The 13,474-nt window shown below is 56.4% G+C and carries 9 protein-coding genes; 3 read left to right on the top strand and 6 right to left on the bottom strand.

From position 1 onward, the window contains the following. Positions 1-59: 59 nt before the first annotated feature. The 4 genes from FJQ89_RS17105 to hsdR all read right to left on the bottom strand — a co-directional run bounded on the left by FJQ89_RS17105 (position 60) and on the right by hsdR (position 7,628). A complete protein-coding gene (locus FJQ89_RS17105) occupies positions 60-1,448 on the bottom strand; it encodes a restriction endonuclease subunit S (RefSeq protein ID WP_141171031.1) in 1,389 nt (462 codons plus the stop codon). Beyond that, a complete protein-coding gene (locus tag FJQ89_RS17110) occupies positions 1,445-2,902 on the bottom strand; it encodes a class I SAM-dependent DNA methyltransferase (protein ID WP_141171032.1) in 1,458 nt (485 codons plus the stop codon). The genes FJQ89_RS17105 and FJQ89_RS17110 overlap by 4 nt, the downstream gene beginning before the upstream one ends. Next, on the bottom strand, positions 2,902-4,062 hold the full coding sequence (locus FJQ89_RS17115; protein ID WP_141171033.1) for a Fic family protein: 1,161 nt from the start codon (positions 4,060-4,062) through the stop codon (positions 2,902-2,904). Before FJQ89_RS17115 ends, FJQ89_RS17110 begins: the two co-directional genes overlap by 1 nt. Positions 4,063-4,151: 89 nt before the next feature. Further along, positions 4,152-7,628, bottom strand: coding sequence for a type I restriction-modification system endonuclease (gene hsdR / locus FJQ89_RS17120; protein WP_141171034.1), 3,477 nt, complete (start codon positions 7,626-7,628; stop codon positions 4,152-4,154). Positions 7,629-7,971: 343 nt separating this feature from the next. On the opposite strand from hsdR, the gene FJQ89_RS17125 reads away from it, so the two are divergent. Continuing rightward, positions 7,972-9,033 (top strand): GGDEF domain-containing protein, encoded by a 1,062-nt coding sequence (locus FJQ89_RS17125; RefSeq protein ID WP_141171035.1) that lies wholly within the window; start codon positions 7,972-7,974, stop codon positions 9,031-9,033. Here the strand turns inward: FJQ89_RS17125 and FJQ89_RS17130 are convergent. After that, entirely contained in the window at positions 9,012-9,380 is a 369-nt protein-coding gene (locus FJQ89_RS17130) for a hypothetical protein (protein WP_141171036.1), read from the bottom strand. The two genes, FJQ89_RS17125 and FJQ89_RS17130, sit on opposite strands and share 22 nt — an antisense overlap. Positions 9,381-9,504: 124 nt before the next feature. Between FJQ89_RS17130 and FJQ89_RS17135 the strand changes: the two genes are divergently transcribed. After that, positions 9,505-10,428, top strand: coding sequence for a hypothetical protein (locus tag FJQ89_RS17135; RefSeq protein ID WP_141171037.1), 924 nt, complete (start codon positions 9,505-9,507; stop codon positions 10,426-10,428). A gap of 160 nt (positions 10,429-10,588) precedes the next feature. Then, complete coding sequence (locus FJQ89_RS17140; RefSeq protein WP_141171038.1) at positions 10,589-11,740, top strand: AI-2E family transporter; 1,152 nt, start codon at positions 10,589-10,591, stop codon at positions 11,738-11,740. Between the two features lie 13 nt (positions 11,741-11,753). On the opposite strand, the gene FJQ89_RS17145 is transcribed toward FJQ89_RS17140, so the two are convergent. Further along, a complete protein-coding gene (locus tag FJQ89_RS17145; RefSeq protein WP_141171039.1) occupies positions 11,754-13,472 on the bottom strand; it encodes a methyl-accepting chemotaxis protein in 1,719 nt (572 codons plus the stop codon). Between the last annotated feature and the right edge of the window lie 2 nt (positions 13,473-13,474).

The raw sequence follows: 13,474 nt of genomic DNA on the forward strand, positions 1-13,474 counted from the left end.
GCATCAAATGAAAAAGCCAGGCTTCTCAGCCTGGCTTTTTTGCATCTTGCAGCGCTATTTCAATCCTTAGCAGTACGGGCGCGGCGGGGTTTGGCCGTTTCAGCCGCGCGGCTGGTGGCAAGACGCGCCAGCAATTCCGATGCCGGCTCGTCGGCAGGATCTTGCGGTACCAGTTCACCGCGGAAGGCTTTGGCCAGCAGGGCTGGCGTCAGGCGATCTACGGCGGTGCAAGCGGTGGCAAGGCGGGCTTCCAGCCTGTCCGCAAAGGCAAAAAGTGTTTCGACTCGACGAATTAATTCTCTTTGTTCATCAATTTTTGGCAAGGGGATTGGCAATGAATTGCATGCTGTTTTATTTAAATATGAAACTGTCGTAGAAGTGGAATTTTCATCGTAATATTTTTTATTAGCTCGTATGGCATAAGCTAAAAATTCCGGCAGCACATATTTATTTGGCAAAAAAGCATGAAGTTGCTGATTAATTACTGCCGCTTCATCAAGAACTGCTGAAAGACCAAGTCTACCAATGCAAGTCATTACAACGCCATTAACAGGAATTATCTTCGCAGAGAATTCTCTTACTTCATCTTCAGTTAAACCATTTTTAACATTTTCATAATTTATAAATATTTTATTATCATCAAAGTGCTGCGTCAACAGCCAATGAAAATTCCCGCTAAACGATTTAGGCTTATTTCGATTCGGAACAATACAGGCACAAATGGAACCAATCCGCACCATTGGCCAAGCGCAATTATTCGTGATTACGACGTTTTCTTCCTCTTTTGTTATTTTATATGTGCGATGATCTATTTTCCCAAAATTTCCTGCTGTTATTCTATCAAAGAATAATTCCTCAACAACACTATTTACGTCAACTGGAGTTTGCGGATATTTGATTCGCCAATCGCACGTCAGGTTACCCGAAATGGCGCTGACAAGTACCGACTGCCGAAACCGTTCGAGAGTACTCTGGGCACTAGTCAGACGCTTTCGGCATGTATCGATTTGCGCTAACATCGTATCGAGCTTATCGGCGATTCGTTTTTGCTCTGCAACCGGTGGCATCATTATCATCAGCCCATATGCATCTCCTCGATTAAATCCTGGAATGGCAGTTGATTTATTTAACTTCCCTAGATTTAGTTGCCTCAATTTGAAATACCAATATCGAGGATTTTTTGATGGGAATTTATCAACAAAATATGTAGTATCAATCGGTGAACATGGAATTTTAGAAAAATTTACTTCTCCAACACTACCTTTACGACCAACGATAATTGTTTCTCCTGTCGTCAACGCAGGTTTGTGGTATCCGACTATGCCGTTTGACCCAAAAACTGGAAAGCCTGCGCCAGACCGGACTCGATCAGGGAGTGCTTTTCCATATTTGAGTTCAATTACCTCCCCTAGAGTCGTGCATGCCCAACCTTTTGGCAAGCCACTCATTCCCCCACCTCTTCACCCAGTTCCGCCAAAATCGCCTGCAAATCCGCAAACGCCAGTTCCAGTTCATCCATTGCTTCCTGCGCCAGCACCTCCGGTTCCGGCAAATCCGCTGCATCCTCGGCGCTATCGTCCTTGAGCCATGCAATATCCAAGCTATCGTTACGCTCGGCAATCGCGGCACGGCTAAAGCTGCGGAAGCGCCCGCTCTCTCCCTGATCCGTCCGCGCGGCGATGGCATGCGGGTCGGCGCCATAGGCGGCTTGGAAGTCGGTGAAGTGGGCGCGGGTAAATGGCGTGCGCTTGCCGAATTTCGGCATGTTGGCGCGCATGTCGTAGATCCAGACATTCTTGGTGCTGCCCACGTTGTTGTTGCTGATCTTGGTAAAGAACAACACATTGGTCTTCACGCCCTGCGCATAGAAAATGCCGGTCGGCAGGCGCAAGATCGTGTGCAGGTTGCACTTGTCCATCAGGTCGCGCCGGATATCGGCGCCTACGCCGCTTTCGAACAAGACATTGTCGGGCAAGACGACTGCGGCGCGGCCGCCATCCTTCAAGCCACGGTAGATATGCTGCAAGAAGGCCAGTTGCTTGTTACCGGTTGAAAAGCTCAAGTCCTCGCGCGTGGGGGCGCCGCCGCCCTTGGCCGTGCCGAAGGGCGGATTGCTAAGAATGACGTCGACTTTCGGCAAGCTCGTGCCTGCGCTGCCCAAGGTATTGCCAAGGTGGACCACGCCTTCGTCATCGCCTTCCATGCCATGCAACAGGCAATTCATCAGGGCCAGGCGGCGCGTGCCTGACACCAGTTCCATGCCCACGTAGGCCTTGTTGCGCTGGAAGTCGCGCTGCTTTTCCGTCAAATCATATAAATCATCGGTCTGGCTGCGGATATACGCGTCAGCCGCGATCAGGAAGCCGGCCGTGCCGGCTGCAGGGTCCTGGATGGTTTCACCAGCCTTGGGCTTGATCAAATGGATGATGCTGTCGATCAAGGGGCGCGGCGTAAAGTATTGGCCGGCGCCGGATTTGGTTTCACTGGCATTTTTTTCCAGCAATCCCTCGTACAGGTCGCCCAGGCCATCGCGCTTGGCGCTGAACCAGTCGATGCCATCCAGGCTCTTGATCAGCTGCTCCAGGTGACGCGGCTCCTTGAGCCGGGTCTGTGCATCGGCATAGATGGCCGAGATCAAAGGATCGGTACTGACGCTCAAATCAAGCAGGGTCTTGCGGTAGTGATTGAGCAGATTCAGGCCCGACAAGCCCGACAGCGCTTGCCAGCGCGCATATTCCGGCAATTTATGCTGCTGCAAGATGCCACTTTCCGTGGTTTCATGCTCCATCTTGATAAACAGCAACAGCACCAGTTCCGTCACGTAATCGGAATAATTGATGCCATCGTCGCGCAGCACGTCGCAGAGGTTCCAGAGTTTCTGGACAATATCGTTGTTGTTCATTAGCTTGTTTCCTGATTCAAAATGTTGATGTAAGCACCGTAGGCATACACGCGGTTACGTTTTTGGCCGGTCACTTCCTGCACCATGCCAAGCGTACCTGCCATGGCATCGAGTGCCTTGCCCACCGTCGCGGCGGTCAAGCCGGTGGTCTTGCTCAGGGCGGCAATATTCAAGATGGGGTGCGCAAACAGCGCATCGAGAATTTGCCTGGCCGACCCGGCCAAGCGACCCAGTTCCGCCAGCCGTGCCTTGTCTTGCGCCAGCAGTTGCGTCAGCGCCTGGGCCGTGCTGACGGCCTGATTGGCAGTGGCGGCGATGGCATCGGCAAAGAACAGCAGCCATGCTTCCCAGTTGCCGCTGATGCGCACCTGTTGCAGCAAGCTGTAGTAGGTTTCACGATGTTGTTTGAAAAACACGGAAAGATACAGCAGCGGTTCCTGCAGGATACGGGCGTCAACCAGTATCAGCGGTATCAGCATGCGGCCGAGGCGACCATTGCCATCCAGGAAGGGATGGATGGTTTCAAATTGCACATGAGATAGTGCCGCCTTGATGATGGCGGCAGTGGGCTGCGGCACGTCGTTGATGAAGTTTTCCAGTGCCACCCAGCAGTCAGCGAGCTGGTTGGCGGGCGGCGGCACAAACGTTGCCTCATCGGCGCGATGGCCACCGATCCACACCTGATTGCGACGAAATTCGCCAGGGCTGCGCTGCACGCCCCTGCCCGACGTCATCAACACTTGATGTACTTCCGTCAGCAATCGAAAACTGATGGGCTGCCCTTGCCGTATCCGTTCCACGCCCAGCGACATTGCCTTGACGTAGCAGGAAACCTCTTGCACATCATCGAGCGGCACGCCAGGCTGCCCTTCTATCTCATACAGCATGAGGTCGCTGAGCGACGATTGCGTGCCCTCAATTTGCGAAGACATGACGGCTTCCTTGCGCACGTAGCTGTACAGAAACAGCTGTGCATCGGGCAAGAGCGTGCTGATGGCATCGAGTCGTCCCAGTGCGATCAAGGCTTCGTCCAGCCTGCTTTGCAGCTTGCCGTTCAAGTCCAATGCCGGCGTGGGTGGCAGTGGCAAGGGCACAAAGGCCTGGCACGCCACACCACCGGCAATGGTCGATGTGTAGGTCCCAGTGAGTCCACGTTGCATAGGTTCGCTGAAGTTAAAATGAATGGAGACGTTATTTTAACTTAAAGGTAAAAATGAAATAGTGAAATCCTTATTTTATGTTGGCGCTGTCAAGCCGCCTTCGGCCACAGCACTTCCCCAAAGGTTTGCAGCACTTGCTCCAACTTGCCATCCAACATCGCGTTAAGACGCTTGGCGCCGCCGTCCGCACTGAAACGGGTATTGACGAATTGCTGATCCAGGATGACTTCATGCTTGAGTTGGCTTGCCAGGCGATCGAGCCAACGGCGCTGCACGGCCGTCCAGGCGTGCAGGCTATAAATGCCTTGCATGGCATTGTCCACCCGTTGCTGGAAGGGCAGCAAGGCTTCGCCCAGTGCCGCCTGGCGGATATGGCCGATGATGCTGGCGGCGATATCCTGATTGGTCTTGCTGCGCCAGGCAGTTTGCAGCATGGCCTCGGTATAGCTGTGCTGATCGAGCAATAAGCGCACTTCCTTCAACTGTTCGCGTGTCAGGTCCTTGGGCCGATTGACGACCACAGACAAGGCTGCCGATTGATTGATCTGCTGGCGGATAAAATCATTAAAGCTCTGCAGGTAATCCTCAGGCTTGCTGTACGCACCATAGTTTTGCAATCGCTGCATGAGCTGATCTTCATGCCTGGCGATGATGGGCATGTAGTCACTACCAATCAGTTGTTTTATTTCAGAAATTTGCTGCAAAAAATTGCCATGCATACGGACAAAATCAGCAGCACCATTGGGTCCCAACGCATGCAAATGCCGGTGCAAGGTCGCGGGCTCGACACCCCATTGCTGCTCCATCTGATCGAGACGCTCCTGGATGGCCGGATCTTTTTCTGCTTTCTTGGCCGCCTTGCGCAACACACGCATGACTTTCTGGCTGAATGCGGCCAGCACATCATGCGCGTGCGTTTGGCCAGCCTCGCTACCGTCACTGACGAAACTGGCAGGATTACTCAGCTCGTCTGCCAGTTGCTCCAGCGTGATATTCGGATCTTTCACCAGCGGCTTCATGGTGCTGACATCCTGCAGTGCCGCATAGATATCAACGGGGTCATAAATCTTGAAAACCGTCTTGCCAATGTCATCACAACGCCGCGTGGCACGTCCGATCATCTGCTCATACAAGATACGCGAACGCACACGCCGCATGAAGACCAGATGGCAGATCTTCGGCACATCGATCCCAGTCGTCAGCAAGTCCACCGTAATGGCGATATTCGGGTAACGCTCATTCTTGTAAAACTTGATCAGTTGACCAACCTTGTCCGATGCTCCGGTGATCTTGCACACGGCCGCTTCGTTGTAGTCCTCCTTGTACAGTTCAAGGAAAGCGGCATCAAGCAAACGCTTGACCATATCGGCATGCAAATCAGTGGCGCAAAAAATCATCGTCTTTTCTTCGCCCAAGGGATCGATTTCTTGCGCAAGCTGCTGGCAGATGACTTTATTGAAATTTTCTGTGATGACCCGCTTATTGAAGTTCTCCACGCCAAAACTGAGCTCATCATCCAGCTCTGCCACTTCGATCTCGCCAGTAGCCAGATTAATGGCATCGACGGCTGCGCCTTTGTCGAAAGTGATGCCATTTCGCGTCAACAACGTCTCGTAACGAATTGGCGGCTCGTGGTCGATCAGCCAATCGTCGGCTACTGCTTCACGATAGGAATACGTGAACACGGGTTTGCCAAAAATCTCCGTCGTATGCTTGGCCGGTGTAGCGGTCAAACCGATTTTGACGGCATCAAAATAATCGAGCGCGCGCCTGTATGAAGAAATATACTGATTCTGGTCACGCACGGCCAGTTCTCCATCAGTCATTTCCTGGTCCAGGGTATAGCCGCGGTGAGCTTCATCGACGATGATGCAATCAAATTCATCAATACCAGGTGCGTTATCCGATTGCAGAATCCGCCGCACCATGGCCTGAACCGTGGCAACCTGAATACGCGTCTCCGCTTCGGCCGCCATGTCGCCCAATTCTGCGATGTTATACAGTTTGGATAGCGGCATGTTTTGCTCAAGCAACGCTTCATTGAATGCTTCGGTCGCCTGTTCGCCGAGCGCCGTACGGTCCACTAAAAACAAAATACGCCGGAAGCGCTCTGCTTTCAGAAATCGGTACATCAGGCCGATAATGGTGCGCGTCTTTCCAGTACCCGTCGCCATTGCCAACAAGCACTGACGTTGATTTGCCTCAAGAGCCAATTCAACAGCCTTGATGGCATTTTCCTGATAATCGCGCAAGCCAAGATAACTGAATCCTTCATGCTGCAAGACCGCCTGTGCATTTTCCCGACTGCGCGCCAATTGGTCCAGCAAGCCATCCGGCGTGTGGAATGCCAACAAGGAACGCGATACATTCGATGGTGCACGCACATCGCGAAACCAGGTGCCACTTTGCTCGGCGAGTTGGGACAGGAAAGGGCGACCGTTGCAGGAGTAGACGAACGGCACAACAAATGGCATGCCCATCCCGTCATCCCATGGGCCAGAGCGGCCCTCGATTTCCCAGGCCGGCTTGTGATTTGATTCCAATTGAAAACCGCGCGCATAGCGTTGTGCCTGTGGTATTTTCCCAGCCACATTGATATTTTCACGCTTGGCCTCGACAACGGCAATCGGCGTCAAGCCGGCAAATAAAATATAGTCCGCGGACTGCTTTCCTGCTGCTGGCCATTCTGCAATGGCCTTATTTTTGCCTTTTTCCGGCCGGGCACCAAGTGCATAGCTTAACAGTTGCGTATCTGCTTCCCAGCCAGCCTCAGTCAATTGCTGATCGATCAAAATACGCGTCACCTCTTCATTGGGTGAAAACTGATTCGTCGCAATTTGAGTACGTTTTTTCAGCTGTTTAAGCTGCTCACGTTCCTGGCTGCCGATTTGCTGCTGCAAGGCTTCAAGCTGAATGGCAAATTGCGCGCGTGCTTGCTTCAGTTCGGCCTCATGCTCGAGCGCCAACGCTTCAAACGCGCGTGCCTCCGCATCCATCTGCAATGCCAGTACCGAATACTGTTCACGCTCCTGCGCCATCAGCGCCGCAAGTTGCTGATTGTTTTCCAGCGCCTGCGTGGTACTGCCAAGTTCTGCCTTCAGCTGCTGAATTTGCATTTGAAGTTCCCGCAGCTCGGCACTAGGATCTTGCGGTGAAATAAACGGACCAGCCTTGAAATTCTCGCCTTGCTTGCTGACAGATTGGTGATACCACACGGCAAGAGAGCGGGCGACCTTCAAGCCATCCATGGCATCTCTATGACGTGTCTGAAATTGATGCGTGGCTTTGTTACCTTCGATACGCAACGTATGAAAAAGGGTACGAATCTCCGGAGCCAGCTGCATATCCCGCTGCAGCTTAAATAACAGGTCAGCCTGAGTTGTTTCACTGCTGAAATCGATGCCGAAACGAACAGCCAAATCCTGTGCCAATGCTTCCGCCAACTGACGCAATTTGATTAATGTCGTATTGGGGTCGCTTGAGAAGGTTTGTTCTGCGGTATAGCCCAATTGCGCAAATAGAGGAGAATGTTCCGCCAGAAAACTGAAATTACTCGTTCGTGTCATATTTACGCTTTCATCACAATAAGACAACTTTAACCTAAACAGAACGTATTCGAAACCTTACCAGGCAAAGCTGCTACCTGCATTGGCAGATCACAAAGAATTACTTTCCCCCTGGATGCGTCGGTCCGAAGCGCCGCAGCATTGCTTTTCATCCCGTCACACTCGACACACTGTGGCGGCTGCAGGACACTGGCCGCCAATTTCCTCGCCTGGATCACCAATCCCCCCAAGAAACCAGTACACTAGTTCCTGAGCGCAACTACTTTTGTACGCGCGCCATGTCGCCTGCCGTTGCCGGGAGGCTTCCCTGCCGCAAGGCGTGTTGTCTGCCTGGACAAATGCAATGTTCACTTCGCGCAGCCTGTCTCCTGCCTTCTATTACCTGTTCTTTTCAGGAGAACGGGAGCAGCAGCAGCGCTTTTTCAAGGAACTGCATTTCATTTCGATAGCGATCCTGACGTTTGGCCTGGCTTGCTGGCTGGTCACGTTCAGCCTGACCCTGTCGCGCGCTTCGCTCGACCATGCGCAGGCGGCGCTGGGCGTGGCGGGCATGCTGGTGGGGCTGCTGCTGACCGTCTATGCCAGGTCGCTGCAGGCCATCATCGTCAGCGGCACCATCAGCGTGCTGTGCATCGCTTTCGGCTTTCGCGTGCTGATACTGGGCACGGAAGACCCCGCTTTTTGGGTGTTGCCACTGGGCGTGATGATCACCTTGACGACGGCCCCCATCTTCAGCGGCATCGCGTACTACCTGGGCGTCTCGCTGGGCGTGTGGGCCATCGTGGGGCTGGGGCAGTTTCCCGTGCATGCGGGGCGTATCGACCAGCATTGGCCCGTGCTGGCCGTGACCATCAGCGTGATCATCGGCCTGGCGCTGAATATCTATTTCCTTGTCTTGCGCATCCATAACTACCGCTCCCAGCGCGAACTGGCGACGATGGCCTACAAGGATGGCTTGACCGGGCTCAACAATCGACGCATGTTTACACAAAGCGCCCGCATCCTGCAGCGTACGGCGCACACACCCGCGTTTTTCCTGATGATCGACATCGATGACTTCAAGCAAATCAACGACGTGTACGGCCATGAGGTGGGTGACGAGGTGTTGAAGAAGATCGCCGACGTCATCGCGGGGCTGTGTGGCGAGCACCTGTGCGGCCGCCTGGGCGGCGAGGAATTCGCCGTGATTTACCTGGGCGAAAAGAACGCGGCCTGCGCCTTTGCCGCGCAACTGGTCGACAGCGTCGAGGCGGCTTTCGTGCCGGAACGCAAGGTGTCCGTCAGCATCGGCATGGCGGAAATGCTCAAGGAAGCGGACTTGTCGCACAGCTACCGGCGTGCCGATGAATCCTTGTACCAGGCCAAGAAAAGCGGCAAGAACCGCTACGTGCTCAACGCCGCCTGAACATCGCCGTTGGGCGTGGCGTCGAGCAGCGCCAGCAAGGCTTGCGGTGAAATTTTCCATGGGTCGCGCTGCTCGGGGTCCACCTCGTACCAGCTGTCCCGGGCGCCGATCTTGAGGATGGTCAAGGGGATGTCCTTGCTCTCAAAGAAGGCCAGCATGCGGCGGATCAAACGGCTCACCTTGGCGTGCTCGTCCGTGTACAAGGAGCAGGTATAGAAACAGCCCTTCTCTCCCATGCGCAATCTCCTGGCCGCGCCGAGACGCGATTGGAGCACGTACTTGTGCAGGAACTCGGTCACGACCTCATCGTCGACGGGAATACGGCAGGAAATGGTGATCTTGGCCATGGCAACGGGGGACAGTGATTCAATAGCCGAGCTTAGCAGAAAGAGTTTCATTCCTGGAATGCTAAGATCGCGGCGCGCGCATGCCGGCAAGCGGATCGGCATGGCGTCTCGACAAGGATTGCCATTGAACACCCCAGGAATATTCACTCTGCGCATGCTGTCGCTGTGCGCTGCCCTGTGCCTGCCGCTTTCCAGCATGGCGCAAGCCATTTCTGCCGAAGACGCCGCCTTCGTGGCCGCCACCGTGCCCGTCTCCGTGCCATCGCCGCCGCTCAGCCTGAGCGCACATCCAGAGATCCGCGCCGACGTCTTCAGGCTGCTCGGCTATGCGCGCGGCAGCTATACGCAGGACAACCCCCTGATCGCGCGCCAGGTGCTCGACAGCATGCAGTCACTGGACAACATCACGCGCACCCTGCTGCCCGACGGGCGCTCGGTGCTGGCCTCCATCGATGCCGGCACGCGCGGAGCATGGCGCGCCGCCATGCTGTTCGACCCGCAACACAAACTGTTGGCGCTCGGCCTCGTCAATGGCCATTGTGCCCCCGCCTGCCTGCCGTCCACGCATGCCGTGCTGACACTGTTCCTGCCACCAGGTGCAGAGGACGAGATGGCCGCGCCGCTGCTGGTGTGGGCGCGGCAGCGGCCACCGATGCTGGCACAGGCTGCGCCGGAGCAGCGGCAAAGCATTGCTGCGGTGGAATACATTACCACCCGCCCCGGCCAGCCCGGCTGGGAACAGGGCGACTTGCCGCCCGGCTTTCCCCTCAGCCTGCTGCACCTGCTGCTGCCGAACGCGGAACTGAACAGCAGTTCCAGCGGCGACGAGCCCATGCCCGATGCCAGCATCACCCTGCGCAGCTATGCCGATTTCCATTGGGTGCTCAACACCTACGCCAAACTGGCCAAGGGCGCGCAAGTGCAGGGACATGATGACAAGGTGGTCTTCAGCGGCAGCGATGCCAGCGGCCGCTATACGGTGACCTTGCGCGAACCGGACAAGGAAAACGGCGTGTTGATCACCGTGGCCAGCTGGCAGACAAAATAAGCGTAAGCGCAGGGAAAACATTGCCATTACGCACAGGAGCATGGCATTTTGGCATTTTGCGGTATGATTTCCGGCCGTGCGGCGCGGCCCGCTCCCTGCCTTGCCCACACTGCCCTTCAAGCCAGCCACGCTTGCGTAGCATCCTGCCCTAAGGAGTCATATGTTCGGTTTTAACTTGCGCGTCGCCAAGATGGTGTGGACGGCTTTCCTCATCGCCTTCCTGCTCTTCCTCACCTACAAGGTCTCGTCGACCCTGATCGTGGTGGTGTTCGCCGTTTTCTTCAGCTATCTCGTGTATCCACTGATCGGGCTGCTGGAGCGCCATGGGCCGAAGCGCCTGCCGCGCACGGCCAATATCGGCATCGTCTTCCTGGTGGTGATCTTGCTGGTGGCGATACTGGGCTCCATCTTCGGGGCGCGCATCGAGGAAGAGGCGATCAAGCTCAGCGATCAATTGCCAACTCTGCTTAAAGGCAATAATTTTGCGGAGCGCATCCCCTTGCCGGAATTCATGGAACCCTTGCGCGCGCGCCTGCTGTCATTCATGCAGACACAGCTGAGCAGCGGTACGGGGCAAGCCATGCCGCTGGCGAAAGAACTGGGCCTGACCGTCATGCATGCGGCCAGCAACCTGATCTATCTGGTGCTGGTGCCCGTGCTGAGCTTTTTGCTGATCAAGGAAGGCCCGGACATGCGCGATGGCTTGCTGTCCCTGCTGAACCGGCCGAACAAGAAGCTCTGGGGCGCCATCATCGATGACCTCGACATCTTGCTGTCGCGCTATGTGCGCGCCCTGCTGCTGTTGTCGATCGCCACTTTTGTGTCCTACAGCATCGCCTTTTCCCTGATGGGCGTGCCGTACAGCCTGCTGCTGGCGGGCGCCGCCGCCTTGCTGGAATTCATCCCGTTTGCCGGTCCGCTGGCGGCCGCCATCATCGCTGTGGTCGTGGCCGGTTTCAGCGGCTACGATCACGTATTCTGGCTGATCGGCTTTATCGCTGCCTACCGTTTGTTCCAGGATTACGTGGTCAACCCGTACCTGATGAGCGAAGGCGTGGAAGTGAGCCCGCTGATGGTGATCGTCGGCTTGCTGGCCGGCGACCAGTTGGGGGGCGTGGTGGGCATCTTCCTGTCCGTGCCCGTGATGGCGGCCATCAAGATCGTCTTCGTGCGTGCGCGGGCGGCGCTGCAGGCGCGCCATGATGCGCATGAGAAAGCAGAACAGGCGGCAGAGGAAGCGCGCGCCCAGGCCTTGGCCGAGGCGGCGCTGCTGCAGGAACAGGGCAGCAAGGTGGCCCTGGAAGCGCTGTAATTTAAGCCGTCACTTAGAACTCTTCCCACTCGCCGCTGTTGTCGGCGGCCGGTTTCGCTGGACGCGGCTTGGCGGCGGCAACCGATACCGGCGCCAGGCGCACTGCCGGGCGTTTCAAGGCCGTGCTGGCGGCGGCCACGACAGGCTTGCGCAAGGCAGGCTTGGCCGCTGCCGGGCCGCTGTGGGCGGCGTCGAGTTTGAAGATGCTGACCATTTCGGCCAGCGCCGCCGCCTGCTCCTGCATCGCTTCCGAAGCGGCTGCCGCCTCTTCCACCAGTGCCGCATTTTGTTGCGTCACGGTATCCATTTCCGCCACCGCTTGATTGATCTGGCCGATGCCCAGCTCCTGCTCGTGGCCGGCGGCGCTGATTTCACCCATGATGTCCGTCACGCGGCGGATGCTGGCCACGATTTCGTCCATCGTCGTGCCCGTCTGGCTGACCAGCGCGCTGCCGGCACCCACATTCAGCACCGACGCTTCGATGAGCATCTTGATATCCTTGGCGGCGGAAGCCGAGCGGTGCGCCAGGTTGCGCACTTCCGTGGCGACGACGGCAAAGCCACGGCCTTGCTCGCCCGCGCGCGCCGCTTCCACGGCCGCATTCAGGGCCAGGATGTTGGTCTGGAAAGCGATGCCATCGATCACGCCGATAATGTCGGCGATCTTTTTCGACGATTCGCTGATGGAGCCCATGGTATCGACCACTTGCGCCACCAGCGCGCCGCCCTTGACGGCCACGTCCGAAGCGGAGACGGCCAGCTGGTTCGCCTGGCGCGCATTGTCGGAATTCTGCTTGACGGTCGAGGTCAGCTCTTCCAGCGAGGACGCTGTTTCTTCCAGGCTGGACGCTTGCTGCTCGGTGCGGCTGGACAGGTCCAGGTTGCCAGAGGCGATTTCATTGCTGGCCGTGGCGATGGCGCCGCTGCCGTCGCGCACGCCGCGCACGGTGGTCGACAGGCGCTCCTGCATTTTCTGCAAGCCCGTCAGCAGGGCGCCCATCTCGTCGTGGCGCGTGATGACGATGTCATTGGCCAGATTGCCGTCCGAAATGGCACCGAAATGGCGCAGGGCCTGGTCCAGCGGGCCAAAGATGGCGCGCAGCAGCAAGATGCTGGAAATAATCGTCAGCAAAGCGCCCACTACCATGCCGATGATGGCCATGGTCACCTGGGTTTGGTAGCTGGACTGGCTCTCCGCATACATCCTGGCAGCCGAGGTGGCCTGGTATTGCGTCAGGGTTTCTGCCGCCTGGTCCAGGGTACGGTAGAGGGCCGACAAGCCTGTCATCATCAGCTTGTCCGCCTGCTCGATATTGTTTTCGCGCAAAGCCTTGTTCATGGCCAGCATGCCATTGCTGATATAGTCGTTGCGCTTCTTGTCCATGTCGTCGGACAGGCTCTTTTCTTCCGCACTTTGCGGCAAGCCCAGGTACACCTTCCAGGACTTGTCCGACGCCTCCAGGAATTGCTCTGAGCGCACCAGGATATCCTTGGCATCGGCAGCATCCGGGTGCACCATCACGCGGTCCATCGTGAAGCGGGCGCGGCCCAGGGCGATTTGCGATTCGCCGATCGCTTGCGTCGACGCCAGCTGGTTGCTGTACACCTCGTTGAGGCTGTTGTTGGCCGATTTCAGGCTGATGATGCTCATCACGCCCAGCAAGGCGATCAGCACGCCCAGCACACTCATGGTGGCAATCAGGCGCATTTTTATTGTTATATTCGACAGCATGC

Origin of the sequence: Janthinobacterium tructae (assembly GCF_006517255.1) — a bacterium.
Lineage (GTDB): Bacteria > Pseudomonadota > Gammaproteobacteria > Burkholderiales > Burkholderiaceae_D > Janthinobacterium > Janthinobacterium tructae.

What these genes read in the sequence shown, in the direction of transcription:
- hsdR (WP_141171034.1), bottom strand. Translation starts at nt 7,628, where the DNA reads ATGACACGAACGAGTAATTTCAGTTTTCTGGCGGAACATTCTCCTCTA.
- FJQ89_RS17125 (WP_141171035.1), top strand. Translation starts at nt 7,972, where the DNA reads ATGTTCACTTCGCGCAGCCTGTCTCCTGCCTTCTATTACCTGTTCTTT.
- FJQ89_RS17110 (WP_141171032.1), bottom strand. Translation starts at nt 2,902, where the DNA reads ATGAACAACAACGATATTGTCCAGAAACTCTGGAACCTCTGCGACGTG.
- FJQ89_RS17140 (WP_141171038.1), top strand. Translation starts at nt 10,589, where the DNA reads ATGTTCGGTTTTAACTTGCGCGTCGCCAAGATGGTGTGGACGGCTTTC.
- FJQ89_RS17130 (WP_141171036.1), bottom strand. Translation starts at nt 9,380, where the DNA reads ATGGCCAAGATCACCATTTCCTGCCGTATTCCCGTCGACGATGAGGTC.
- FJQ89_RS17145 (WP_141171039.1), bottom strand. Translation starts at nt 13,472, where the DNA reads ATGCTGTCGAATATAACAATAAAAATGCGCCTGATTGCCACCATGAGT.
- FJQ89_RS17115 (WP_141171033.1), bottom strand. Translation starts at nt 4,062, where the DNA reads ATGCAACGTGGACTCACTGGGACCTACACATCGACCATTGCCGGTGGT.
- FJQ89_RS17105 (WP_141171031.1), bottom strand. Translation starts at nt 1,448, where the DNA reads ATGAGTGGCTTGCCAAAAGGTTGGGCATGCACGACTCTAGGGGAGGTA.